Genomic DNA, 25,270 nt, shown 5'->3' with positions numbered 1-25,270 from the left:
CAGATGCCGGCAGCAAGAGTGGGACCAGGCAGTTTTGCCTGGCCCCTCGGTTTTGCGGCTGGCATTATTTCTGTGCTTTTCCCCGTGCCCGGATGGTCTGAGAGTTATGGGCAATCGTGATCAAGTTCTTCACAACGGATGGCAAGTTCAGCTTCCTCAAAGTAGGTGCCCAGTTGCTGGTAGTTGCAGCACTGGTGGTCGGTGTGGTCGCCTTCGTCGGCAACAACAAGACCGTCACCCTCAACGTTGACGGAAAGGTAAGCTCCATCCAGACCTTTGGCGGCACTGTTGACGAAGTAGTCAAGGCAGCCAAGGTCGAGCTGAAGGACGCAGACCGCGTTTCACCGGCCCTGGACGCGCGTGTCGATAACGGCTCCGTGGTGAACATCAACCTGGCCAAGGCGGTCTCCATTGAACTGGACGGCGCCCGCAAGACGGTCAACACCACCGCCTCCGACGTCGCCGGACTGGTCAGTGAACTTGGTGTAGCCAGTTCCTCGCAGGTTTCCCAGCCGAAGGAAGCTGCCCTGGAAGTTACGGGCTCCTTCGTCTCCATTTCCACCCCCAAGACCATCAGCGTGGTTGCCGACGGCAAGAGCACCAGCACCACCACCACAGCTGCTGACGTTGCCACCGTCCTCAAGGACGCCGGTGTCACGGTAGGCGCCAACGACCGCCTGTCCCAGCCCGGCAACGCCCCCGTCATCCAGGACATGGTCATCAAGGTTTCCCGCGTGGACACCAGCAAGACGGCCGAGGCCACTGAAGAAGTGCCGTTCGACAGCGTCAAGACCGAAAGCGCCGATCTCTTCAAGGGTGAGGAAAAAGTCACCCAGGAAGGCGTCGCCGGTTCCCTGGTCAAGACCTTCAAGCTGGTTCTCGTGGATGGGCGCGAAGCGTCGCGAACCCTGGTCTCCAGCAACGTGGCCACCCCGCCGGTCGCAGAAAAGATCAGCGTAGGCACCAAGGCCCGCCCCGTGGCAGCACCCGCAGCCGCTGCTGCTGCAGCAGCCCCTGTATCAAGCGGTCCCACCGGTGCTCCGAACGAGGCCATGTGGGACAGGATCGCCCAGTGCGAGTCCGGTGGAAACTGGGCCATCAACACCGGTAACGGCTACTACGGTGGACTCCAGTTCTCCGGCCCCACCTGGCTTGCCAACGGTGGTGGCGCCTACGCTCCGACCGCAAACCTCGCCACCAAGGCCCAGCAAATCGAGATCGCCAACCGCCTGTACGCCAAGAACGGCCTCAGCGACTGGGGCTGCGCGCACGCAGCCTGACCCCGGACAGGCGATACGATACCTAGGTGACTGAACCGAATTCCGAACCCGCCGCCGTCGCGCCTTTGATGGGCGCAACCGACATCCGACGGCTCGCCGAGGAAATCGGTGTACGCCCCACGAAAACACTGGGGCAGAACTTTGTGATCGATGGAAACACCATCCGCAGGATCGTGACAGCGGCCGCTATCGATGCCGACGAGACCGTACTGGAAGTGGGACCCGGACTGGGTTCCCTGACGCTCGGACTCCTGGATGCGGCCAAGAATGTCGTGGCCGTGGAGATCGACCCCGTCCTGGCAGGAAAACTGCCCGAGACGGTGCGGGAATGGCGCCCGGAGGCCCAGGACAACTTCCACCTGGTGCTCTCCGACGCCATGAAGGTCACGGAGCTGCCCGTCGATCCGACGGCGTTGGTGGCCAACCTCCCGTACAACGTGGCCGTTCCCGTAGTCCTGCACCTCCTCCAGCATTTCCCCACCCTGCAACATGGCCTGGTCATGGTGCAGGACGAAGTGGCCGACCGCCTTGCTGCAAGCCCGGGCTCCAAGATCTACGGCGTTCCGTCGGTCAAGGCAGCCTGGTACGGGCACATGCGCAAGGCCGGCGTTATCGGGATGAACGTTTTTTGGCCCGCACCGAAAATCCACTCCGGACTGGTCGCCTTCACCCGGCACGAACCTCCCGTTACGCACGCCACCCGCGAGCAGGTCTTCGCCGTCATCGACGCTGCCTTCGCCCAGCGCAGGAAGACCCTGCGCGCCGCCTTGGCGGGCTGGGCCGGAAGCGCCGCAGAGGCTGAACGCTGCCTCGTGGCGGCCGGCGTTGACCCCACAGCACGCGGCGAAGTCCTGGATATCTCCGCCTATGTCAGGATTGCCGAAGCCCGCCACCCCGTGGGCGCATGAATCCGGGAACCAGCAGACCGGGCGGTCTCCCATTCGCGGGAGACCGCTTCCACGCCCGGACAGTCCGCGTCAAGGCACCCGGCAAGGTCAACGTCTCCCTAAGCGTTGGTCCGCTCAGGCCAGACGGCTACCACTCCGTGGCGAGCGTCTACCTGGCCGTCTCCCTGTACGAAGAAGTTGCGGCCACCAGCACCGAAGGCCCTGGAATCACCGTCAGCATCAGTCCGGATAGCACGCTGGACCTGGACGGCGTGGATATTCCCCTGGACGAACGAAACCTCGCCTACAAGGCTGCAGCAATCATGGCCGAGGTCTCCGAAAAGCCCACGGGTGTGCACCTTGAGATCACCAAGCGGGTCCCGGTCGCCGGCGGCATGGGCGGCGGTTCCGCGGACGCGGCGGCCACGCTCCTGGCCTGCGATGCGCTGTGGAACAGCGGCCTTTCCCGCGAGGAACTCGCGCATCTGGCGGCTGAACTGGGCGCAGACGTGCCGTTTTCGCTCCTTGGCGGCACCGCCGTCGGGCTCGGCGTGGGCGACAAACTGTCGCCGGCTCTGGCCAAGGCCCAAATGGACTGGGTGCTCGTCTTCGCCGATTACGGGCTCTCCACCCCGGACGTCTTCCGTACCCTGGATGGCTTGCGTGACTCCGAAGGTGCGGACATTCCCGAGCCGGTTGCCGTGGATCCCACCATTTTGCAGGCCCTGCGCAACGGGGATCCCGAAACCCTGAGCCGTGTCCTCATCAACGATCTCCAGCGGGCTTCGATCGCCCTTGCGCCGCAACTGCGCGACACCATCGGCTTGGGCGAAGCACGCGGCGCCCTCGCCGGCATGGTCTCCGGTTCCGGCCCTACCATCGCCCTGTTGGCCCGGGACTCCGTCTCCGCCAGCGTCCTCGCCGAGGAGCTGACCCACCGCGGGCACACCGCGGTGGCCGTCCACGGCCCCGTTCCCGGAGCCCGGATCATCTCCGATACCCTCCTTTAGTACCTCTCCGCATTCCCGGCAGTAGAAAGTAGTACCCATTGGCCCACCTGCTTGGCGGCGAAAACCTCACCGTTTCGTTCGCGACCCGCACTGTCCTTGACGGCGTCACCCTCGGTTTGGAGGATGGCGACCGGATCGGCATGGTGGGCCGCAACGGCGACGGCAAGTCCACGCTCATGCGGCTTCTGGCCCTGCGATCCACCCCGGATTCCGGCCGCGTCACCAAGCGCGGTGACGTCACTGTGGGCTACCTGGACCAGGGAGACGTGCTCGACGGCGACCTGACGGTAGGCGCTGCGATTGTCGGCGACCGCGCAGATCACGAATGGGCGGCCAACGCCAAGATCCGCGAAGTCATGGGCGGCCTGGTGGGGGACGTCGACTGGCATGCCAACGTCCACGCCCTCTCCGGTGGCCAGAAGCGCCGTGTGGCCCTGGCCAAGCTCCTCATTGAAGACCACGACGTCATCATGCTGGACGAGCCCACCAACCACCTCGACGTCGAAGGGGTCGCCTGGCTGGCCCGGCACCTGAAGACGCGGTGGCGTGCCAACCAGGGCGCCTTCCTGGTGGTAACCCATGACCGTTGGTTCCTGGATGAAGTCTGCAACTACACCTGGGAAGTCCACGACGCCATGGTGGACATGTTCGACGGCGGTTACGCCGCCTACGTTCTGGCGCGCGCCGAGCGCGACCGCATGGCCGCCGTCGTCGAAGGTAAACGCCAGCAGCTCGTCAAGAAGGAACTTGCCTGGCTGCGCCGCGGTGCGCCCGCCCGGACAGCGAAACCGAAGTTCCGCATCGAAGCTGCCAACGACCTCATCGCCGACGTGCCGGACCCCCGCGACTCCGTGGCGCTCAGCAAGATGGCAACAGCCCGCTTGGGCAAGGACGTGCTGGACCTTGAAAACGTCACCCTGGACTTCGAGGGTGGCCAGAGCGGTCAAAAACTGTTTGACAACATCACCCTCCGGCTCGCGCCGGGCGAACGGCTCGGCCTGGTCGGTGTCAACGGAGCCGGCAAGTCCACACTCCTGAAACTGCTCAACGGCGAGATCCAGCCGACTTCCGGCAAGGTCAAACGCGGCAAAACCGTAGTGACGGCAGTGCTGACCCAGGACGTCAAAGAGCTCGATGACGTGTCGGACTTGCGTGTGATCGAAGTCATCGAACGCGAAAAGCGGTCATTCAGTGTTGGCGGCAAGGAGTTTACCGCCGGACAGTTGGTCGAGCAGTTGGGGTTCACGAAGGAGAAGCAGTGGACGCCCGTGAGCGACCTTTCAGGTGGCGAACGGCGGCGGCTCCAGTTGCTGCGCCTGCTGGTAGGGGAGCCCAACGTCCTCATGCTCGACGAACCCACCAACGACCTCGATACCGACACTCTTGCCGCCGTCGAAGACGTTCTTGATGGCTGGCCGGGAACCCTGGTGGTCGTCAGCCACGACCGCTACCTCCTGGAACGCGTCACCGACAACCAGATGGCATTGCTGGGTGACGGCCAACTCCGTGGTCTGCCCGGTGGGGTGGACCAATACCTCGAACTGCGTGAAGCCGCCCTGGCGTCGGGCGCTGTTGGTGGGGGATCCGGTGCGCCGACTTCTGCCAGCGGGTCTTCTTCGTCCGCTGCCGCTCCGTCCGGTGCCAGTGAAGCCGAGAAGCGTGAAGCCCGCAAGGACCTCAACAGGATCGACCGGCAGCTCGGCAAGATCGCGCAGCAGGAAGAGAAACTCCACGCCCAGATGGCGGCGAAGTCCGAATCCGGTGACTTTGACGCCCTGGGAGAACTCAATACCAAGCTCCGCGAGTTGCTCGACGAAAAAGAGGGCCTGGAACTGGAGTGGCTCGAGGCCGCTGAGATCCTGGGCGAGTAGTCCGCGCCTTGGTGCGTCCGGCGGCAATCTCGTCGGCTGCGGCGGCGGGGTCCGCCGTCGTGTGTTGCGTCCGCGGGGTCCCGCCGTCGCTTGGCCACGACGCTCCCTCACATCCCTAGGGTTTGAGCGTGACGCTTGCTCACGTTCCTGGGGTTTGGGCGTGGCGCTTGCTCACGTTCCTGGGGTTTGGGTGTGGCGCTTGCTCACGTTCCTGGGGTTTGGGTGTGGCGCTTGCTCACATCACGGCGTGGGTTCGTAGCCAATCAGCCAGTGCAAACCATAACGGTCGATAACTTGACCATCCGAAGCTCCCCACGGTTTCTTGGCCAGGGGGTCCACGATGCGGCCGCCGTCGGCGAGCTTGTCGAACCACTCGTGGAGGATCCGAGGCTCCGCCGTGCCCAGCAGCGAGAGCATGGCGCCTTCGATCCGGACAGGCATTTGGTCCGCGGCTGCATCGGCTCCGTATAGGGCAACGACGCCGGTGAGGACTCCGTGGGCGACGGCGTCGGCGGGACCGTCGGTGCGCGAAAAGTCCTCATAGGAGTGAAGAGCAAGTTCTCCACCGAACACTTCTGCGTAGAAACCCAGAGCTTCGCGTGCTGTGCCGGGAAAGCTGAGATAGAGCTGGGGTGCTGTCATGCGCACATCCTACTCATGCCGCGGAGGGATAGGTTGAAGGGCGTGGGATGTGAGGGAGGGTTGGGTTCAAGCCCGTGGGATGTGAGGGAGGGTTGGGGTGAAGCTTGAGGGGTGTGAGGGAGGGGTGGGGTGAAGCTTGAGGGATGTGAGGGAGGGTCAGTCCTCGGAGCGCAGTCCGGGTTCCTTCTGGAGCCCCGTCAACCCGTTCCAGGCAAGGTTCACCAAGTGGGCTGCAACGGCGCGTTTATCGGGCTCGCGGCTGTCGAGCCACCACTGGCCGGTCATCGCTACCATCCCCACCAGCATCTGGGCGTACATTGCTCCGTCGGCTGCGCTGAAGCCGCGGCGGGCGAACTCGTCGGAGAGCAGGTGCTCCACCCGTGCGGTGACATGCGATAGCAGAGTGGAGAAAGCTCCCTCGGGCTGCGACGGCGGGGCGTCGCGCATCAGGATCCGGAAGCCGTCCGTGCGGTCCTCGATGTAACCGAGGAGAGCCAAAGCGGCCCGCTCAACCAGCACGCGGGGCTTGGCTTCGGTGCTGAGGGCCTCGGTGATGGAGTCCAGGAGGATCCGGAACTCGGTCTCGACGACTTGCCGGTACAGCCCTTCCTTGGAGCCAAAATGTTCATAGATCACGGGCTTGGAAACACCGGCAGAAGCGGCAATTTCCTCGATGGTGGTGCCGTCCAGGCCCCGGCTGGCAAACAGCGCACGGCCGATGCCGATCAACTGCGACTTGCGCTGTTGGCCCGTCATCCTGACGCGCACTGGCTGGCCTTCGGACGCTTGGTCGAGCGGGGCAGAGGTGCCCACAGGCCGGGAAAGATCAGTGCGCTTGCTCACGTGACCATCATGCCCCAGATGGCCGGTGGTGCGGGTGAACGCACCGTGCAATGGTGCGTCGCGAAGCGTTTGCCGAGGGGTCAAGTCGCGAAGCATGCAAAGGTCATGGCAAACTAGTTTCTTGTGTGTGGAACCCGGTGAGCCGGGAGACCTTACGGGCCGCTGGTCCTAAGGATGAACCATGCACGGTCCGCTCTGGTGTAACGGCAGCACCCCGGCCTTTGGAGCCGTGGAGTATAGGTTCGAATCCTATGGGCGGAACGGTCGGAAAACGCGCTCCTTCTCTGTACCTGCGACGGCTCTAACGGTGCCTGGGTCCATTGTTGGATGGCAGCATTCCGAAGCCGGGTTACCCGGGACATACCGAGCAAGGAGAGCCAGTACGTGAGCCCCGAAACCAACGGTCCCGCAGCGGTGATCGTCTTGGCCGCAGGCGCCGGAACGCGCATGAAGTCGCGCACTCCCAAGATCCTCCACGAAATCGGCGGCCGGTCAATGGTTGGCCACGCCCTCCTCGCAGCCCGGGCCATCAACCCTTTGAAGCTCGCTCTGGTTGTCCGGCACGAGCGGGACCGGGTAGCCGAGCACGTCTCTGCACTGGACCCCGAGGCCCTCATTGTTGACCAGGACGAGGTTCCCGGCACAGGCCGTGCAGTGGAAGTCGCGCTGAACGCCCTGGATACCGAAGGCGAACTCACGGGCACCGTGGTGGTCACTTACGGCGATGTTCCCCTCCTGACCGGCGAGCTCCTGGCCGAACTGGTCACCACTCACGAGTCCGAAGCCAACGCCGTCACCGTTCTCACTGCAGTCCTGGATGACGCCACCGGTTACGGCCGCATTCTTCGCGCCGCTGACGGCACCGTTACGGGCATCCGCGAACACAAGGACGCCAGCGATGCTGAGCGCAGCATCCGCGAGGTGAACTCCGGTATCTACGCCTTCGACGCTGCAGTGCTCCGGACCGCCTTGGCCAAGGTGACCACTGACAACGCCCAAGGCGAGATGTACCTGACCGATGTCCTCGGTTTGGCGCGCGACGCCGGCGGCCGGGTTGCCGCCGTCGTGACCGAAGACCGTTGGCAGGTGGAGGGTGCCAACGACCGCATCCAGCTTTCGGCGCTCGGCGCCGAGCACAACCGCCGCATCATCGAAGCCTGGATGCGCGCCGGAGTGACCGTGGTGGATCCCGCTACCACGTGGATCGACTCCACTGTCACCCTCGACGAAGACGTCCGTTTGCTGCCCAACACGCAACTTCACGGTTCCACCACCGTGGCGCGCGACGCCGTCGTGGGTCCTGACACGACGCTCACCGATGTGAACGTGGGGGAGGGCGCCAAGGTGACCCGAACGCACGGTTCCGGTTCCACGATCGGCGCCAAGGCAAGCGTGGGACCTTTCACGTACCTCCGCCCGGGCACCGTGCTGGGCGAGACCGGCAAGATCGGCGCGTTCTACGAAACCAAGAACGTGACCATCGGCCGCGGTTCCAAGCTTTCCCACCTGGGCTACGCCGGTGACGCCGAAATCGGTGAGGACACCAACATCGGCTGCGGCAACATCACCGCAAACTACGACGGCGAGAAGAAGCACCGCACGGTGATCGGCTCGGGCGTCCGCACCGGTTCCAACACCGTCTTCGTCGCCCCTGTCACCGTTGGTGACGGCGCCTACAGCGGTGCCGGGGCAGTCATCCGCAAGGACGTGCCGGCAGGCGCCCTGGCCGTCAGCCTGGCCGCCCAGCGCAACGCTGAAGGCTGGGTCATCGCGAACCGTCCCGGCAGCGGCTCCGCAAAGCTGGCCGAGGCCGCGCAAGAGAAGACCTCCTCCATTCCCTCACAATCCCCGGCAACCACAGAAGAAGGCAATCAGGCATGAGCGAAATTACCGCACACGGTGAGAAGAAACTGATTCTCGCCGCCGGAAGGGCGCATCCGGAGCTGGCGCAGGAAATCGCGAAGGAGCTGGAGACCGAGCTCCTGCCCATCGACGCCTACGACTTCGCCAACGGTGAAATCTATGTCCGTTCGGCCGAGAGCGTGCGAGGCACCGATGCCTTCGTCATCCAGGCGCACCCGGCACCGCTGAACAACTGGCTCATGGAGCAGTTGATCATGATCGATTCCCTCAAGCGCGCCTCTGCCAAGAGGATCACGGTTGTCTCGCCGTTCTACCCGTACTCCCGCCAGGACAAGAAGGGCCGCGGCCGCGAGCCGATCTCGGCCCGCCTCGTCGCGGACCTGTACAAGACGGCCGGCGCGGACCGCATCATGTCCGTGGACCTGCACACCTCGCAGATCCAGGGCTTCTTCGATGGCCCCGTTGACCACTTGATGGCCATCCCGCTGCTGGCTGATTACATCCGGACCAAGGTTGAAGCCGACAACATCACTGTGGTTTCCCCCGACACCGGACGTGTCCGCGTTGCCGAGCAGTGGGCCGAACGCCTGGGCGGCGCCCCGCTCGCGTTCGTTCACAAGAGCCGCGACCTCACGGTGCCCAACCAGGCCGTCTCCAAGACGGTCGTGGGCCAGGTCGAAGGCCGTACCTGCGTGCTGATCGACGACATGATCGACACCGGTGGAACCATCTCCGGCGCTGTCCAGGTGCTGAAGAACGCCGGCGCCAAGGATGTCATCATTGCCTGCACCCACGCTGTTTTCTCCGATCCCGCAGCGCAGCGCCTGGCCGATTCCGGCGCCCGCGAAGTTGTGGTCACCAACACCCTGCCCATCCCGGCTGAGAAGCGATTCCCGTCGCTCACGGTTCTGTCGATCGCACCCTTGATTGCACGCGCCATCCGTGAAGTGTTCGACGACGGTTCGGTCACCAGCCTGTTCGACGGCAAAGCTTAGGCCTGAAGCCAGCTGACTGAACGGGCCATCCGCCGCCTCCGGGCGAGTGGGTGGCCCGTTTTTTCATGCCCGTTTTCAGAAAGCGGACGTTCCGCTGCTAAACTCTTGGGGATACCTTGGCGAGGGAGAGCACATCCGGTCCGCAGTTCGTGGACCAGATTGCGGGTCTCCGTTATCGACTGGGTCTGCATCTCCTTCAACACAGGCAGAACGGCTGCTCCGCGGCCGGCTTCAGCCGGGCGTAGAAGGTCTCCAGACCTCCGCCCTTGCTGAAATACCAGCCCGGATCCTTCCGGGCGCCACAGTAATCAAGGAGTACACATGTCTGAGCAGAAGCTCACCGCAGAACTGCGCACCGAATTCGGCAAGGGTTTCGCCCGCCGTGCACGCATGGCCGGCCAGATCCCGGCTGTCATCTACGGCCACGGCGCAGAGCCGATCCACATCAACCTGCCGGGCCGCGCCACCACGCTGGCCGTGCGCGTTTCCAACGCCCTCCTCGCAATCGACGTCGACGGCGAGCAGCACCTGACGCTCGTGAAGGACATCCAGCGCGATCCCGTAAAGCAGATCATCGAGCACGTTGACCTCCAGACCGTGAAGGCCGGCGAGAAGGTTACCGTCGACATCGCCATCCACGTTTCCGGTGAAGTTGCTCCGGGTGCTGTTGCCAGCCTCGAAGCCACCACGGTTTCCCTCGAAGCCGAGGCAACCCACGTGCCCACCGCCGTCGAGGTCAACATCGAAGGCCGCAAGGCCGGCGAGAACATCCACGCTTCGGACCTCGAACTGCCGAAGGGTTCCACCCTCCTCACCGAAGGTGACACCCTGGTGGTCCGCGTTGCTGAAGAGGCAAGCACCGAAGAAGAAGAGACCACGGAAGCAGCTGCCGAGTAGTCTTTTGACCGCTTGAGGCTGACGCCGTTCAGTGGCCGGGTCCCTTTGGGTCCCGGCCACTTTCCTTTGCTCCAGCCCTCCGCATCTCCGCTCCTCCCAACTACGTTCCCTAGGATGAGACCCATGACTGACACCTGGCTGATCGTCGGCCTCGGCAACCCCGGCAGTGAGTACAGCAACAACCGGCACAATGTTGGCCAGATGGTGCTGGACGAACTGGCTTCCCGCATGGGTGGAAAGTTCAAGGTCCACAAGGCCCGCGCACAGGTAGTGGAGGGACGCCTGGGCATCGGCGGTCCCCGCGTGGTGCTGGCCAAACCGATGACTTACATGAACGTTTCCGGAGGTCCTGTGGCGGGGCTGTGCAAGTTCTTCGACATCGCCCCGGACCATGTGATTGCTGTCCATGATGAGATTGACATCCCTTTTAACACAGTCAAGTTAAAAATTGGCGGAGGCGAGGGAGGCCACAACGGTCTCCGGGACATTTCGAAGGCCCTGGCTACAAAGGACTATCTGCGTGTCCGTGTGGGCGTTGGAAGGCCTCCTGGACGGATGGATACGGCCGACTACGTGCTGCGGGATTTCGCCACCGCGGAGAAGAAAGAGCTGCCCTTCCTCCTCGACGAGTCAGCTGACGCTGTGGAGTTGCTTATCAGCCAGGGCCTGTTGGCGGCCCAGCAGAAGCACCACCCGGCCAAAGCTTGAGCAAATCTTGAGTAAAGCCTGATCAAAGACTGACGGTCCGGAGGACCTTAAGGCCTACAAACTGTCGGCGCCCGAAGGTAGTGTGCATGGTACGCAGATGAGCGGTGGGGGACTATCGCGAATGTGTTAGCTAAGGATGCGGATGTCGTCGGAGTTGCTAAACAGGAGCGGTGGAGGCGCAGCGAGGGCTGCGGCTCCCGATCTTGTGGGCGGACCCAGCGATCGCCAGACCTGGTCGCTTCTGGCCCGCAGCCACGACCTGTCCAAGGCCATCAAGTACCTTGAATCGCCACTGACCTTCGGAGTGGTCCTCACCGGCGAACGGGGGATCGGCAAATCGGGGCTGGCCAGGGCAGTGGTGTCATCCCTCGGCCCCAAGGTCCACAGCCTGCAGCTCCGCAATACCGTTGCGAACGGCCAAACCCCCTATGGATGCCTGGGTTTCCTGCTGGCCCGTTTGCCCTCGGAAGCCGTGGGTTCCCCGACAGGCATCCTGCACGCGGTCACCAATCTGATCAGGACCGAAGCCGCCGGACGTGAAACGGTCTTCATCGTTGACAACGCGGGCGGCATGGATCCGATGAGTACCGGCGTGCTGTTGAACCTCATGGCCACGGGCACGGCCAAAGTGGTGGCCACGGTGCAGCGGGCCAGCGATCTCCCGGCGGATTTCCACCGCATGGTCCTGGACGGTGAGCTGGGCGAGGTTCACTTGAACACGCTCAGCGAAGAACAGGCAAAGCAGGTGCTTGGTTCGGTTTTGGGCCACTACGTATCAACCACCCTGGCGGGGTCGCTGCACGCGGCCGTAGGCGGCAACCCCATGCTGCTGCACGCGCTCCTGGAGGATCAGCGCCACAGGGGCAACCTGGTTCTCAACGACTCCGTGTGGACCCTCCGTGACCGGATCACACTGGAGGGAGCCACGGTGGTGGAGGACTTCGTCCGTTCCAGATTGGCGCGCGAACCGCAGGCCAGCAGGACGGTCGTCGAAGTCCTGGCTTGCGCGCAGCGCGCTACTCTGGTGGATCTTGCGGCCATCTTTGGGACACAGGTCCTGGTGGAGATGGAAGAATCCGGGCTGCTCACCGTCCAGAGGAACGGTGAACACTGGGTCTCCTTGCGGGATCCCTACGTGGGCGAGGTAGTGCGTAGCTGGCTGAGCACGCGCCGCACCAAGGAACTCAAGACGATGCTGTACGGCCCCAAAGAGCCGGAGCTCAGCGGACTGGCTCCACAGGACCTGTTGAGCTATGCCGCATGGATGCATGCCTGCGAGGACGAACCGCAGCCTTCACCGGCGTTGGCCCTTGCGGCAGGCCGCGCCGCGTTGAACGATTACGACCCCAACTTCGCCATCCAGTGCATCGCATCCCTGGACCCCAAGGACAGTGAATGGGTCCGTGGCCAGCGGCTCAAAGCCGCTGCCTACCTGATGCTGGACCTGCCGCTGCACGCTGCCCAGGCGTTGGATGAAATCTCCGAGTCCCACCTCGCCGGGCTGGACCCGTTGGAGTTCGCCGAGGTCACGGCAGCACAATGCCAGGCCATGACCTGTATTGACGGCCGGTCCGGGATGGTTCCGAGTGTCATCGCAGATGCCTTCGAAACGCTCGAGGCGAAGTCCGCCGATTATCCGGCAGAAGAACTGTCAAAGGCCCGTAACCGTCTGCAGCTGTGCAGCTACGAGTACAAGACATTCATGGGCGAGTACGCGTCCATGATCGAGGACCTGGAACGGGAACTGGCCAAGGACCCCGGCGAGGACCGTGAGCACTGGCTGAGGTCCTCGTTCTTCCTCATGGAAGCGCGGTGCATTCTGGGAAGGGAGCTGGAAGCGCAGGAGCTCGCCCGACGTGTTTCACGGCATCTGGGGGACACGGACAGGCCCGCCCAACTGGAGGAGGCGTTCGCTAAACACGCTTTCCTGGTTCTCCTGCTGTCCGGCCAGTGGCGCAAATGCATCGAACTGATGCGGCGCACACCGTCAAGGCCGTCCCGCCTCCAGTACCGCGGAGCACTTACTGAGCTGGGCGTTGGTTTGGCGTACGCCTACGCCGGCAAGCCCGCCAGCGCGATCGAACCGCTGCGTTCCGCTGTTGCCCAGCTCGAGCTCCGACCCGCCATGAACATGAACAAGGTGGCCTACGCTGCCACTGCGTTCGCTTACGCCCAACTGGGCAATTCCGCCGAGGCAGGCCGCTACCTGGACCTGTACAGGACCTGCCGGGGCGTGGGGATGTACTTCTCCGAGTCCGTGGCGGAGTTTTGCGCCGAGATGGCGGGCAGGTGGATGGGCGACTCCGACGTCAAGGAGAGGCTTCTTGCCAGGGTCCACGACGACATCGGGCAACAGCGGTACACGACGGCGGGCATCTGCCTTTTCGGCGCCACGGTGGAAGGCTCCGATGAGGAGTACAGGCTGCTTAAGGACATTGCCGGCCGCCGCCAAGGGCCGCTCGCGAAAATCTCCGGCGACCTTGCCCGTGGCTCGTTGAGCAAGAGCTCACGGTCCCTGTTGGCAGCCGCCGACGCCGCCGCCTCCTTGGATTTGCTGGTAGTCGAAGCACGGTGCGTGGCCATGGCATTGGACTTCGCCCGCGATGCCGGCGAGACGACAACAGCGCGGACGGCCCAGTTGAGGCTGGAACGCCTGGAGCATTCCGTCTCCGCTCTTCCCATCCAGCCAAGAAGCGACGCGCCGGTATTGACCGAGCGGGAACGCCAAATTGCTAAACTCGCCGGAAAGGGTGTCAGTAACCGCGAAATCGCGATGGATATTGGGGTGTCTGTGCGAACAGTAGAAGGCCATTTGTACCAGGTATTCACCAAGCTCGGTGTGTCGTCTCGGGGCGAGCTAAATGGGCTCCTGTGAGGTAGGGCGGGCAGTATCCGCAACTCCGGCACGGGCTGCACATGCAGGCTGAGCACCTTGTTGGCCGGGACTCCGAATTGGAGCTGGCCCTGGAGATATTGCGTCAGGAAGGTGCCGGGGCCGTTCTGGTCGTGGCAGATCCCGGCATCGGTAAAACCGCCCTTTCCGATGAGATAGCCGCCCGCCTGGCATCGGAAATGGTGGTGATGCGGGTCCATGGCAGCCCTGCGCTGTCCGCCGTTCCCTATGGTGTCCTGGCGCCCTATTTGCTGGACCTTCCGGTGGAGCAGGCCACATCGCCGGTGGCCATCCTCCGTGAATTCTGGTCGCAGTTCGAGAAGCGGCGTGGCGGCGAAGGTGCGCGCCTTCTGCTCATCGTTGACGACGCCCACGAGCTCGACGAAGGCAGCACGCAGATCCTGGCTGAACTGGTTACTGCAGGCTGGGCCCGGTTGGTCGCAACCAGCAGGCCCAGGCCTGGCCTTCCGGCGGCACTGCTCCAACTTTGGTACGACGGTTTGGCCGAGCGGTTGGAGCTTCATCCCCTGGACAAGGAAACAGCCACGGAACTTGTGGAGAAGACCTTGGGCGGGACGGTCATGGCAAGCGCGGTGGACGTGCTGCATGGATTGTCCGAGGGCAATCCGCTGCTGTTGCGCTGTCTCCTGGATGACACCAGGGCGGACGGGAACCTGGTGCGGCGAAACGGCGTCTGGCTCCTGACACGGGAACCCTCGGGCAGTGGCGAAAACCTGGCCGAGGTTGTCCGGAACAGGGTGCTGCGAACCAGTGAGGCCGAACGGGAGGCGATGTTCGTCATTGCCTTGTCCGAGCCCGTCCCTGCCGCTTTGCTGGACGCGGAGGTCGGCAGGGACACTGTTCGGGCTTTGATGGACAACAGGCTCGTGATCCCCACGAACGGCCCCGGCAGCCCATTGAAGATGTGGCATCCGATGTACAGCGAGGCCCTGCGCCAGATCGTTTCGCCTGCCCGCAGCCTCCAGATCCGCCAGCGGATGGTGCAGCATCTTGCGGTGGAACCGGCCACGGCTGAGGGGCTGCTCCGCATGGTGAGCTGGGCGCTTGACTGTGGTGCCGACGTCGCCGATGAACAGCTGCTGCAGGCAGCTTTCCTTGCGGCCAAACTCCTGCAGAATCCCTTGGCGGTTGCCGCCGCCAGCAGAGTCCGCTCAGAGGCGCTGCGGCCGCGGGCTCGCGCTGTGATGGCCATGGTCAGCTATAACGACGGCGATTACAGCAGTGCCGTGCGTCTGCTGGAGGAGGGAAACGGGTTCCTGGACGCCGATCCGCTGGGACCGACGGGCGCAGGCTTGTTGTGGGCTGCCGCCCGCTCGGCCAAAGGCGATTCGGCGTCCAGCATCGCAGCGGACGCCCGCAACGCCGCCAAATCCCTGAGGGACGGGTCAGCGCCGTCGGACCCCATGGCCGCGCAGGTCAACAGGCATGCCTCGGCCCTGGAACTGGCCGCACTGGCCCACGAAGGCCGTTACGGTGAACTTCGCGAGGGGCTGGAGCTGTTTGCCGAAGGACTCCGGACCGACGAGCCGGACAGCGTGATGAACCGGATTTTCCTCCTGGCCATGAAATGCGAGCTCCTCACCGTTGAGGGCCAGCCGGAGCAAGCCTTCGACGCCGGCCGCGAAGCCATGGTCCTCGTGGATGAACACAGCGACAACCTGCTGTACTTCGGCGACTTCGTCTTGGTCCGATACGCGTTGGCGGCCTTGGAATCGGGGGACTGGGGTGCAGCCGATGCTGCCCTGGACCGGTATGCGGCAAGCTCAGCCATGGGGCTCATCACCTTCGGCGGAGACATCCAGGCGCTCAAGGGGTTGGCCCTGCTGCGGCAAGGACGCACGGAGCAGGCCACGGAACTCCTGACCCCTGCAGTCGAAGCCCTCCGGGTGAAGGACCCGCAACTGCTCAGGAGCCTGGGGCACGCCCTGGCGTTCTACGCGGCCGGCAAAACCGGAAACACTGCGCTCGCACAACGGCTGGCAAGCGAACAGGTCCCTGGCAGGGGGAGCAACTACGTTGAGGCGCTTGCCGGGCTGTTCACGCTGGCCGGCCAAGAACTCCTCAGCAAAGGATCCGGACTTCCAAAACTGCGGGACCTGCCGGAGACCGGCCGTTTGCACACGTTGCCGGGCCTGCACCTGCAGAACCTCATCCTGAGGACTGAACTCGGGGACGTCGCTGCAGTGGAGTCCATCGAGGAGACCGCATCCCTGATGACGGGCGCCTGGGCGGCCGGATGGCAATCGCTCGCCGCAGCCCAATTGAAGGGTGGCGGCCAGGCCTTCGTGAACGCAGGAAACCTGCTGTCCGCGGCCGGGATGCCGGGGCCTGCTGCAGCAGCGTTCGACAAGGCGGCGGCAACCTTCGACGCCGAAGGCAAGCGTCCGGAAGCGCGGCAGGCCGCCGTCATGCGGGACGTCAACCAGGCCAGCCTGGGCGACTCCGTAGTCCATGACCCCAACACCGAGACCGATCACGCCGTGCCCCTGACCCGGCGTGAGCAGGACATTGTGGCGCTGGCCGTATCAGGTCTCACGGATCGCCAGATCGCCGAAAAACTCATGGTCTCGGTTCGCACCGTGGAAGGCCACTTGTACCGCAGCTACGCGAAGCTGGGCATCCGGCGTCGTGAAGATCTTGGCGCTGCTGTCCGTCACTGACGCGGAGCCCGATCGAGTACCCGAAAACTCCCTTTAGCGCTCTGACGCGGAATCCTGCCCTATTTAACCAATCAATGGAGTAATTCGCGGGTTTTTCGTGTCGGAACCAAGTAGTGCCCCTTCCCCGTACTGAGTACAACACAGTATCCAGCCCTGAAAAGCCCCCCAGTAATCGAGTACCGATTACTGGTGTTTGGCTTTTGCGCCCCCGGCAGTATTGATCTTGGAAGAACGGTTCAGCCCCAAGCATCACCGGGATTCCGAAAGTCGCATCAACCGCATCGGTGGTCTCTTCAGCCGATGCCCCGGCCACCGGAAGGTGGTCCGGCCCTGAACGAAGCCGGCGGCGACAGAGTCTTCTGAGACCGAGACTCTCCCCCCAGCCGCCGCCGGCTTCTAAGCCAGGGACCCCGCGAATCGCGGACATCAAACTTCCCGGACATGGGACTGCTGCTATTGGAGTGTGCATGCTGCCGGACCCTTGGCTGGACGAAGACACCGTCGCAGCCAGGCTGGGATCTCCGGCACTGCCCGATAGGGCGCAATTGCTGGAACTCGTCTTTTCCGCCGTACGGTCATCTTCCAAGAGCGGCATCCTGGTGGCAGGGGAGAAGGGCTCGGGCAAGAGCCACATGTTGCTCTCCCTCAAAGCCGGACTTCCCGGGACCATGGATGTCAGGACCTTTGCCGGAAGCCTGGACCTGACGGCGACCCAATACGGTGTCCTGGCTGCCTCAACAGGCGTCCTGGGTGGCGCCGCGCGTGTCTTGGGGACCAGCACCGAGGGGACCAGCACCGGGGGGACCGGCACCGAGGGGACCGGCGAGGGCTTGCTCCCAGGGCTCCATGTCCTGCGCGCCCTGACCAGCACACTCGGACCGGCCAGCTACCTGTATTCGCCTCCCGTCGCGCGGCGAGGCAACAAACGCCGGAACCACCAGGCCCGTCCCCAGCTGGTGCTGCTGGTGGACGACATCCACTACGTGGATCCTGCCTCCCTGGGTGTGCTGCTCCAGCTCATCCCTGGATTCGGTGCCAAACTCGTTGCCACGGCTGACAGCCGGAGCCCGCTGCCGCAGGATCTCTATCAGCTCTGGGAAGACGGCTTCATGGAGCAGTACCTTCTTCCGCCTTTCACCTTTAGGGAGGCGCACGCCCTGTGTGTTTCCCTCCTTGGCGGAAAGGTCCAACGCCGGGCCAGCAGCCTTCTGGCAGTCATCAGCGGCTTCAACGTGGGCATCCTGTGCCTCGCCGTGGAGGACGCACGCCGCGCCGGGCTCCTGGTGCAGAGGGAAGGGTATTGGACGATCAACACCCGGGCGCATTGCCAGTGGCCTGGCGTCGTGGATCGCGTCCAGGCGGAATACGCTGCCCGGCTGCCTGAAGAGCGGCTGGCACTGGAGCTGACAGCGCTGGCCGAGCCGGTCGCCGTCGAGGTTTTGGAGCGCCATTGCGGTCGCAAAGCCGTAGAGAACCTACTGTCCGAAGGCCAGATCAGGCTGTTGCCCGGCAGGTCTCCGATGGTCCGGATGGGCTCGTGGTTGCGGGGGGAGGGCCTCCGGCTTGCAGTTCCGAGGTCCCGGAGCCTTGCCCTTCATCAACGGATCGAGGACCCCGGGCTCACGCTCGAGACGGCACCGAGCATGTTGCGGTGGATGACCTGGACCCTGGACTGCGGGCTGGGCCTGCCGGATGAGCTCCTGCTGGCGGCGGCGCCGGCAGCCGACCGGCCCGTAACCGCCGAACTTGCCCTCCAGGCTGCCTCGGCTGTGAAGTCTCCGGGCCACCTGGACGAAGCAGGAATGCTCAGGGCCAGGGCATTGATTGCCGAAGGCCAACTGGCTGAGGCCGCACCTGTCCTCCGTCACTTGGCCACGGCGGCGAGCTCGGCGGAGGTGAAGGCCGACGCCGGTGGGCGGCTCATGGCGCTGGAGCTGCTCGGCGCAGCGCACGGCGGGCTGACTGCAGGGGACGTGGTTGCCGACCCCGCCGCGCGGATCGCAGGAAAGGTGCGGGAGGCCGAACGCTTGCTCCTGTCCGGCGCGGCCGTCGAGGCCCTGGAAAAGACCACTGAGGCAATGAAAGTCGTCGGTGGTGATCCGTCCATGGCGACGTTCCGTGCGGGCGCGGCACTTCGGCACGTGATCTGCCTGCGGCACAATCTGGGGTGGAGTGCCCTGGTCCCGCTCTTGGAGTACTCCGCCTACGGGGTGCCCAGCCACCTGGCCGCATGTTCAGAAACAGCACGGGCCTACGCCCAGCTCGGCCAGGGATTCCCTCGTGCGGCGCGCGTCACGCTTGAGGCGGTACTGGCAGAACTGTCCGACGCCGGGCTGCCGCCGGTGCGATCCTTGGCTGCGGCCATGATGGCCTACTGCGAGGCGCTCAGCGGAAACCCTGGTGAGGCACTGGAACTGGCCGCGCAAAGCACCTCGGGAGCCGAAACAGGGTTGACTGGGGGGTCGCCTGACGATCTCCTGTCGCGGATGAGTGCCCTCTACTGTGCCGCGGCCAGGGACGTTTCGTCCGGTACCTTCACCCACCTGATGGCGCTCGCGGACGAAGCCCAATCCTCGGGAAGTGTCTTGTTGGAAGCTGAGGCGCTGTCCCTCCTGGCGCTCAACGCAGGCCGTGCCGGCGTCGTGGATCCGGCCATCCTGCCGCGGCTGGCCGCCGCGGCTTCCGGCGTCGAAGGTACCGGTGGTGCGGCGTTGCGGACTTTTGCGGCCGCCATGGTGGAAGACGACCCCAAGTCGCTGGAGGCGGCCGGCCGCTCACTGTCAGCAGACCGGCAATTCGCCCACGCAGCACTTTGCTACGCACGTGCGGCTGCCGGTTACCAGGCGAAGGTCCGCACTGCGGCGGCCCGGCGGGTATCGGTCCTCGTTGAGCGGCTCCGCGGTGTCACGGAGAGCGAGGCCGTGCCACCCCTGGGTTGGGTTCCGGGGAGGGCCGGGAACTGACGTGCTGTACGGCACACCGCCCGATCCGGGCCCACGTGGGATAATGAGGAGTCCCTGAAGGATTCCCAAGGAGCGCCCCTTGACTGCCGTATCAACTCCAGCCTCACTGCAACAGTCCATGCATGCCATGGACAACGCGGAGGTGTTGCGGATCCGGAACGACTTCCCGGTGCTGGACCAACTGGTCAACGGTAAACCGCTGATCTACCTTGATTCCGGTGCCACCTCGCAGAATCCGCTCAGCGTCATCGAAGCCGAGCAGGAGTTCTACGAGCAACGCAATGCTGCCGTACACCGTGGCGCCCACCACCTGGCTGTCGAAGCGACCGAAGCCTTTGAAGACGCACGCCAGACCGTGGCGGACTTCATCGGTGCCCGCTACGAGGAAACCGTATGGACCTCCAACGCCACCGAGGGTCTGAACCTCATCAGCTATGCCCTGTCCAACGCGGCGCTGTGGGCAGCCCAGGGCCGCGGCAGCTCCGCCTTGAAGGAACTGGCCATCGGTCCCGGCGACGAAATCGTGGTCACGGAGATGGAACACCACGCCAATCTCATTCCCTGGCAGGAACTCGCCTTCCGCACCGGTGCCACGCTCAAGCACATCCCCATTACCGACGACGGCGCGCTTCGCCTTGATGCCGCCGGAGAGATCATCGGGAACCGGACCCGGCTCCTTGCTTTCACCCACGCCTCGAACGTCCTGGGCACCATCAATCCCGTTGCCGATCTTGTGGCCATGGCACGCCATGTCGGGGCGCTCGTAGTGCTGGACGCTTGCCAGTCGGTTCCCCACATGGCGGTGGACGTGAAAAAGCTCGACGTCGACTTCGCCGTGTTCTCCGGGCACAAGATGCTGGCTCCCACCGGAGTCGGGGTGCTGTATGGAAAGCAGGAGCTCCTGGACGTGCTGCCGCCTTTCCTCACGGGTGGCTCCATGATCACCACAGTCACCATGGAACGTGCGGAATACCTGCCCGCGCCGCAGCGGTTCGAAGCCGGAACGCAGCGCATCTCCCAGGCTGTGGCGTTGGCAACAGCCGTCAATTACCTTTCCGAAACGGGAATCGACCGCATCCATGCCTGGGAGGCCACCCTGGGCCAGCGCCTGGTCAAGGGACTCGAGAGCATCGAGGGTATCCGCGTCGTTGGTCCTGCGTCCGGCGCTGAGCGGATCGGTTTGGCAGCCTTCGACGTCGCCGGTGTCCACGCCCACGACGTCGGGCAGTTCCTCGACGACCGCGGCATCGCTGTTCGCGTCGGCCATCACTGCGCCCAGCCGCTCCACCGGCGCCTCGGCCTAACGGCCACCACCCGGGCCAGCACCTACCTCTACAACACCACGGACGACGTCGATGCTTTCCTCGACGCCGTCTCGGGCGTGCGGGCCTACTTCCAGGCCTGATCACACTGACTTTGCAAAGAAACGGGCATCAGCACCATGAGTCTTGACCAGCTTTACCAGCAGATCATCCTGGACCATTCCAAGCAGCGGCACGGCAGCGGGCTCGCCGAAACACTGGCCCCTGCGGGTGCCTCCACCGGTCAATCGCACCAGCTGAACCCCGTGTGCGGGGACGAAGTGACGTTGCGGCTCGCCGTCGCGGACGGAACAGTCCAGCAGATCCGTTGGGACGGTGCCGGCTGTTCCATTTCCATGGCCTCGGCCTCCGTGCTCAGCGAGATGGGTGAGGGGATGTCCGTGGCGGAACTGCATTCCGTGATCAACAACTTCCGGGAGGTCCTGCGTTCCCGCGGGAAGGTGCAGGCAGACCCGGAGATCCTGGGCGACGCCGCAGCGTTCGAGGGAGTAGCCCGCTACGCAGCCAGGGTCAAGTGCGCCATGATCTCGTGGGTGGCTGCCGAGGACGCCCTCAACCAGGCAACGGCCTAGCTCCGAGGCACCTCCGCGTCAGCTGCGGGCAAAGACATCAGGTACGCCGTCGCCGTCGTCGTCCCGTTCTTCGTCCGCCTGCACCTGCCGGTACCGCCGGTTACGGGCCTTAAGGACGACGGCGGCCAGCAGCGCCGAGATCAAGGAACCCGCCAAGATGGCCACCTTGGCGTGGTCGTTGTGGGCTGAACCTGCACCGAAGCTCAGCTCCCCGATGAGCAGCGAGACGGTGAAGCCGATACCGGCCAGAAGCGCCAGCCCGAAAAGGTCGATCCATGCGATGCCGGAATCCAGGCTGGCGCGCGTGGTCTTGGTGACCAGGAACGTCGTGCCGAAGACGCCCACAGCCTTGCCGAGCACCAACGCGGCCACGATGCCCAGCGCCACGGGATCCCGCAACGCCGCGCCCATGCCGTCCAGCCCGCCCAGGGCCACGCCGGCGGAGAAGAACGCGAACACCGGAACGGCAAAACCTGCCGAGAACGGGCGCAGGCGGTGCTCAAAGTGCTCGGCGAGGCCCTCGGCGGGCTCGCCCTTCTTCCCACTGGCAAACACAGGGACAGCGAAGCCCAGCAACACCCCTGCCACGGTGGCGTGGATGCCGGATGCGTGAACGAACCCCCACGTCGCCAGGGCCAGCGGCACCAGGAGGTACCAGCTGCGGATCCGCTTCTGTACCAAGAACGTGAAGAGCGCCAACGGGACGAGCGCGGCCAGCAGCATGAGCGGCTGGAGCCCAGTGGAGTAGAAGAAGGCGATGATGCCGATGGCGATGAGGTCGTCCACCACGGCAAGCGTCAGCAGGAACGTCCGGAGCGCGGCGGGAAGGTGCGTGTTGATCACAGCCAGGACCGCCAGTGCGAAGGCAATGTCCGTCGCGGTGGGAATGGCCCAGCCCTTGAGGGTTTCAGGGGAACCGAGGTTGAAGAGAACAAAAATCAGCGCAGGGACTGCGACGCCGCCGATCGCTGCAGCCACAGGAACAACAGCCCGCGCTGGTTTGCGGAGTTCCCCGGCCACGAATTCGCGTTTGAGCTCCAGTCCCGCCAGGAAGAAGAACACCGCCAGCAGTCCGTCGGAGGCCCAGTGGCCCAGACTGAGCTCAAGGTGCCAGGGTTCGTAGCCTATCTTGAGGTCGCGGAGTGCGAAGTAGCCGTCGGCTGCGGGGGAGTTTGCCCAGATGAGGGCTATCACTGTTGCGGCCAGGAGAAGTGCTCCGCCCACGGTTTCCGTACGCAGGATCGAGAGGATCCTGCGATACTCCGGGTAGCTGGAGCGGGTGAAGACTTTGCTGGAGGGGGTTTTGGGCGGGACGGGAGGCAGTTGGGCCACTGAGGGCTCCTAACAGTGGGCGGTCATAGGGCGGGTACAGCAAATACACGCCGACCAGACTTCCCGGCACACCAATGTCCATCTTACCCAACCTGGGGACGGCAAACGCTCCACTGAGGGCTCAGTGGAGCGTTTGCCGTCCCCAGTCGGGTGGGACGAAGCTCAGGCGACGAGGCCCGCGATTCCGATGACCGCCGTCGCCAGTCCCAGCACCATGGAGATGGTGACCAGGACGACGTGGACCGTCAGGAACTTTGTGGCCTTGCCTGCGGCGTCGCGGGCCCGGGGATCCTTCATGACGCGCTTGAGGAACTGCGGCCACACAGCCAGCGACCACACGCCGGCCACAATCAGGACCACCGCAAGGATTGCGGGAATCTGCATGCTAGTGGCTTTCGAGCCAGGCCTGGGCCTGCTGCGACTGGATGCCCAAGGCCTTGCCCACCATGGGCTCGGCAGCGTCAGCGATCTTTCCACCCAGGAACGGAACCGAGGACGTCACATTGCCTTCGAGTTCGATCCGGGTGCTGCCGCCCTCGGCCACGAGCCGTTGGACCGCGGTGACATCCAACGGTGCGCCGGCGATCTTCAGCGCGATGGTGCTGGCGCGCGAGCCGTCGGCAGCCGGGGCTTCCCACTGCTCGGTCTGGGTGACCTTCAAGGTTTCGCCGACGAACTTGCGGGCGATCTCCGGCAGGCGGGTGGTGGGCAATGTGCGGACGGTGGTGGTGTTGAAAGCGCCGGCAGTGTCGCCGTCAACGGTGAACGATTCCAGCGAGCCGCCCACGTATTCGCTCGTGTGGCGCAGGAAATCCTCGTCGACAAAGACGGCCGCTACGCGGTCAACGCTGTGGGGCAGGGTGGTGGATGCACTCAGGGCCATGGGTCCTCCGTGGATGGTGGTGGTGAAGCTTTTTAGCTCCCAACATCCTACGGGGTCCGGGTGGACACACTTGAACCCGATTCCTCCTGAAGGGTGGTCGCGGCTGCCGAAATGTTGCGGGCCATGGACGGGAAGATGAAGCCGTGGAACGGATACACGCCCAGCCAGTACAGCCGTCCGGCCAAGCCGCGGGGGAAGAAAATCGCGCGCTGCTTATAGAGGCTCCCGTCGCCGTCGGGCTCCACCGACAACTCAAGCCAGGCACCACCCGGGGCGCGCATTTCGGCGCGCAACCGCAGCAGGTGGCCGCGGTCGATGGCTTCAACCCGCCACCAGTCCACCACTTCGCCGGTGTTCAGCGTCTTGGGGTGCCTGCGGCCGCGCAGCAGCCCGGCGCCGCCCTGCAGCTTGTCCAGCCAGCCGCGCACCCGCCACGCCAAAGGCAGCGAGTACCAGCCGTTCTTGCCGCCGATGCCCTCGATGATGGTCCACACATGCTCCGGCTTGGCTTCGCTATGGAAGGTCCGCTCGTCCAGGAACACTTTGTAGCCGGCCCAATCGGGGTCGCTGGGCAGGGGATCGGCGTCGATACCGGCGTTGGCCCAGGTGGTCTCCACCTGACCGTCCCGTTCCTTGCCCAGCGCCAAGGCTACGGCTCGCCGGTAGGAGGTCAGGCCGCCGTCGGGCTGCTTGATGTAACGGTCGACGTCGTGCTCCCGCGATACGGCGTCGTGCTGCAGTGACTGCACCAGCGGCAGCGACATGGACAGCGGAATCGGTGTTACCAAGGCGACCCACAGTCCGGCGAGTTTCGGCGCGGGAACGGGAAGCGCGATGACCAGCCGCCGAGGCAGGCCACGTTCCACGGCGTACTCGTTCATCATCTCCTTGTACTTCAGGACCTCCCGTGAGCCGATGTCGAACGAGCGGTTCAGCTTGTCCGGCAGGGCCGCCGCCGCCACGAGATAGTGCAGGACGTCGCGCACCGCGATCGCCTCAATCCGGTTGTTGACCCAGCTCGGCGCGGGCATGACCGGGAGGGTGTCGGCCAGGTGCCGGATCATTTCGAAGGATGCGGAGCCGGAACCAATCACCACGCCCGCCTGGAACACGATCGAGTCCACGGGTGATTCGAGGAAGACTTTGCCCACGGTTTCGCGGGAACGCATGTGTGTGGACAGTTCCGTGTTCTCCGGGTGCAGTCCGCCGAGGTACACGATCCTGTCCACTCCGGCCTCCGCAGCTGCCCCGGCGACGAGGCGGGCCATGGCTTCTTCCTTGGCCTCGAAACCGCTGCCCGAGGCCATGGAATGGACCAGGTAGTACAGGACGTCCACCCCGTTGAGCGCCTCGGAGAGGCCGTCGGCGTCGGACAGGCTGTCCTCAATGATGTCGACGTCGTCATGCCACGGAACGTCTGCGATTTTTTGGGGCGTGCGGACCAGGACTTTGACCTTGTGGCCGGCTTCGAGGAGCCGGGGGACCAGCCGACCGCCGATGTAACCGGTGGCGCCGGTCACCAGTACTGTCCTGGTGTCCTGCGTGGTGTTGGAATGCGTAGCTTCCGAAGGCTGCAAAGGAACTCCTGTGGCTGGGGGTGGAGGTAGGCTGGAATGACCCGGCATTCA

The 25,270-nt window shown here is 64.5% G+C and carries 19 protein-coding genes and 1 tRNA gene; 14 read left to right on the top strand and 6 right to left on the bottom strand.

Translation table 11 applies throughout. The annotated features are described in order from the left end of the window. Window positions 1-116: 116 nt before the first annotated feature. The 4 genes from PV760_RS03445 to PV760_RS03430 are packed head-to-tail and all read left to right on the top strand — an operon-like array spanning window position 117 to window position 5,048. On the top strand, window positions 117-1,280 hold the full coding sequence (locus PV760_RS03445) for a resuscitation-promoting factor (RefSeq protein WP_039240342.1): 1,164 nt from the start codon (window positions 117-119) through the stop codon (window positions 1,278-1,280). A gap of 26 nt (window positions 1,281-1,306) precedes the next feature. Then, window positions 1,307-2,188, top strand: coding sequence for a 16S rRNA (adenine(1518)-N(6)/adenine(1519)-N(6))-dimethyltransferase RsmA (gene rsmA / locus PV760_RS03440; protein WP_039240344.1), 882 nt, complete (start codon window positions 1,307-1,309; stop codon window positions 2,186-2,188). Next, window positions 2,185-3,177, top strand: coding sequence for a 4-(cytidine 5'-diphospho)-2-C-methyl-D-erythritol kinase (locus PV760_RS03435; RefSeq protein ID WP_064721898.1), 993 nt, complete (start codon window positions 2,185-2,187; stop codon window positions 3,175-3,177). The genes rsmA and PV760_RS03435 overlap by 4 nt, the downstream gene beginning before the upstream one ends. Before the next feature lie 38 nt (window positions 3,178-3,215). Next, on the top strand, window positions 3,216-5,048 hold the full coding sequence (locus PV760_RS03430) for an ABC-F family ATP-binding cassette domain-containing protein (protein ID WP_354627150.1): 1,833 nt from the start codon (window positions 3,216-3,218) through the stop codon (window positions 5,046-5,048). A 240-nt stretch (window positions 5,049-5,288) separates the two neighbouring features. Here PV760_RS03430 and PV760_RS03425 read toward each other — a convergent pair whose 3' ends face one another. Then, window positions 5,289-5,690 carry a VOC family protein gene (locus tag PV760_RS03425; RefSeq protein WP_018777340.1) on the bottom strand — a complete coding sequence of 134 codons (402 nt, stop codon included), beginning with the start codon at window positions 5,688-5,690 and terminating at the stop codon, window positions 5,289-5,291. A gap of 156 nt (window positions 5,691-5,846) precedes the next feature. Continuing rightward, on the bottom strand, window positions 5,847-6,446 hold the full coding sequence (locus PV760_RS03420) for a TetR/AcrR family transcriptional regulator (protein ID WP_026267111.1): 600 nt from the start codon (window positions 6,444-6,446) through the stop codon (window positions 5,847-5,849). A 276-nt stretch (window positions 6,447-6,722) separates the two neighbouring features. Here PV760_RS03420 and PV760_RS03415 point away from each other — a divergent pair. From PV760_RS03415 to sufU, 10 genes are all read left to right on the top strand, one after another. Further along, a tRNA-Gln gene (locus PV760_RS03415) sits at window positions 6,723-6,794 on the top strand. 123 nt (window positions 6,795-6,917) lie between these two features. Then, complete coding sequence (gene glmU, locus PV760_RS03410; protein ID WP_354627149.1) at window positions 6,918-8,414, top strand: bifunctional UDP-N-acetylglucosamine diphosphorylase/glucosamine-1-phosphate N-acetyltransferase GlmU; 1,497 nt, start codon at window positions 6,918-6,920, stop codon at window positions 8,412-8,414. Beyond that, on the top strand, window positions 8,411-9,391 hold the full coding sequence (locus PV760_RS03405; RefSeq protein WP_011774071.1) for a ribose-phosphate diphosphokinase: 981 nt from the start codon (window positions 8,411-8,413) through the stop codon (window positions 9,389-9,391). Before glmU ends, PV760_RS03405 begins: the two co-directional genes overlap by 4 nt. Window positions 9,392-9,712: 321 nt before the next feature. Beyond that, entirely contained in the window at window positions 9,713-10,288 is a 576-nt protein-coding gene (locus PV760_RS03400) for a 50S ribosomal protein L25/general stress protein Ctc (RefSeq protein ID WP_018777343.1), read from the top strand. A gap of 123 nt (window positions 10,289-10,411) precedes the next feature. After that, entirely contained in the window at window positions 10,412-10,996 is a 585-nt protein-coding gene (pth, locus tag PV760_RS03395) for an aminoacyl-tRNA hydrolase (RefSeq protein ID WP_018777344.1), read from the top strand. 142 nt (window positions 10,997-11,138) lie between these two features. Further along, complete coding sequence (locus PV760_RS03390) at window positions 11,139-13,871, top strand: helix-turn-helix transcriptional regulator (RefSeq protein WP_026267112.1); 2,733 nt, start codon at window positions 11,139-11,141, stop codon at window positions 13,869-13,871. 41 nt (window positions 13,872-13,912) lie between these two features. Further along, window positions 13,913-16,570, top strand: a complete 2,658-nt coding sequence (locus tag PV760_RS03385; protein ID WP_354627148.1) for an AAA family ATPase — start codon at window positions 13,913-13,915, stop codon at window positions 16,568-16,570. A 467-nt stretch (window positions 16,571-17,037) separates the two neighbouring features. Further along, entirely contained in the window at window positions 17,038-19,533 is a 2,496-nt protein-coding gene (locus PV760_RS03380; RefSeq protein ID WP_354627147.1) for an ATP-binding protein, read from the top strand. A 79-nt stretch (window positions 19,534-19,612) separates the two neighbouring features. Continuing rightward, entirely contained in the window at window positions 19,613-20,938 is a 1,326-nt protein-coding gene (locus PV760_RS03375) for a SufS family cysteine desulfurase (protein WP_018777348.1), read from the top strand. A gap of 36 nt (window positions 20,939-20,974) precedes the next feature. Next, window positions 20,975-21,427 carry a Fe-S cluster assembly sulfur transfer protein SufU gene (gene sufU, locus PV760_RS03370; protein WP_354627146.1) on the top strand — a complete coding sequence of 151 codons (453 nt, stop codon included), beginning with the start codon at window positions 20,975-20,977 and terminating at the stop codon, window positions 21,425-21,427. 18 nt (window positions 21,428-21,445) lie between these two features. Here sufU and nhaA read toward each other — a convergent pair whose 3' ends face one another. The 4 genes from nhaA to PV760_RS03350 form a co-directional block, all read right to left on the bottom strand. After that, window positions 21,446-22,759, bottom strand: a complete 1,314-nt coding sequence (gene nhaA, locus PV760_RS03365; protein ID WP_018777350.1) for a Na+/H+ antiporter NhaA — start codon at window positions 22,757-22,759, stop codon at window positions 21,446-21,448. 162 nt (window positions 22,760-22,921) lie between these two features. After that, window positions 22,922-23,143, bottom strand: coding sequence for an SCO4848 family membrane protein (locus tag PV760_RS03360; protein WP_018777351.1), 222 nt, complete (start codon window positions 23,141-23,143; stop codon window positions 22,922-22,924). A 1-nt stretch (window position 23,144) separates the two neighbouring features. After that, the gene (locus tag PV760_RS03355; RefSeq protein ID WP_354627145.1) at window positions 23,145-23,642 is read right to left on the bottom strand and encodes a DUF2505 domain-containing protein; all 498 of its coding nucleotides are present in this window, start codon (window positions 23,640-23,642) and stop codon (window positions 23,145-23,147) included. 47 nt (window positions 23,643-23,689) lie between these two features. Continuing rightward, entirely contained in the window at window positions 23,690-25,219 is a 1,530-nt protein-coding gene (locus tag PV760_RS03350; protein ID WP_354627144.1) for an SDR family oxidoreductase, read from the bottom strand. Window positions 25,220-25,270: the final 51 nt, after the last annotated feature.

Source organism: Paenarthrobacter sp. CC6, assembly GCF_040560085.1.
Classification (GTDB): domain Bacteria; phylum Actinomycetota; class Actinomycetes; order Actinomycetales; family Micrococcaceae; genus Arthrobacter; species Arthrobacter nicotinovorans.
Note: the sequence above shows the minus strand (reverse complement) of the source record. Positions and strands in the feature narration are given on the sequence as shown.

Bases quoted from the DNA above. Each gene is read 5' to 3' on its own strand.
- PV760_RS03400 (WP_018777343.1), top strand. From the start codon at position 9,713: ATGTCTGAGCAGAAGCTCACCGCAGAACTGCGCACCGAATTCGGCAAG.
- PV760_RS03380 (WP_354627147.1), top strand. From the start codon at position 17,038: ATGCTGCCGGACCCTTGGCTGGACGAAGACACCGTCGCAGCCAGGCTG.
- PV760_RS03360 (WP_018777351.1), bottom strand. From the start codon at position 23,143: ATGCAGATTCCCGCAATCCTTGCGGTGGTCCTGATTGTGGCCGGCGTG.
- PV760_RS03390 (WP_026267112.1), top strand. From the start codon at position 11,139: ATGTCGTCGGAGTTGCTAAACAGGAGCGGTGGAGGCGCAGCGAGGGCT.
- PV760_RS03405 (WP_011774071.1), top strand. From the start codon at position 8,411: ATGAGCGAAATTACCGCACACGGTGAGAAGAAACTGATTCTCGCCGCC.
- PV760_RS03355 (WP_354627145.1), bottom strand. From the start codon at position 23,642: ATGGCCCTGAGTGCATCCACCACCCTGCCCCACAGCGTTGACCGCGTA.
- PV760_RS03420 (WP_026267111.1), bottom strand. From the start codon at position 6,446: ATGACGGGCCAACAGCGCAAGTCGCAGTTGATCGGCATCGGCCGTGCG.
- pth (WP_018777344.1), top strand. From the start codon at position 10,412: ATGACTGACACCTGGCTGATCGTCGGCCTCGGCAACCCCGGCAGTGAG.
- PV760_RS03435 (WP_064721898.1), top strand. From the start codon at position 2,185: ATGAATCCGGGAACCAGCAGACCGGGCGGTCTCCCATTCGCGGGAGAC.
- PV760_RS03425 (WP_018777340.1), bottom strand. From the start codon at position 5,690: ATGACAGCACCCCAGCTCTATCTCAGCTTTCCCGGCACAGCACGCGAA.
- PV760_RS03385 (WP_354627148.1), top strand. From the start codon at position 13,913: ATGCAGGCTGAGCACCTTGTTGGCCGGGACTCCGAATTGGAGCTGGCC.
- sufU (WP_354627146.1), top strand. From the start codon at position 20,975: ATGAGTCTTGACCAGCTTTACCAGCAGATCATCCTGGACCATTCCAAG.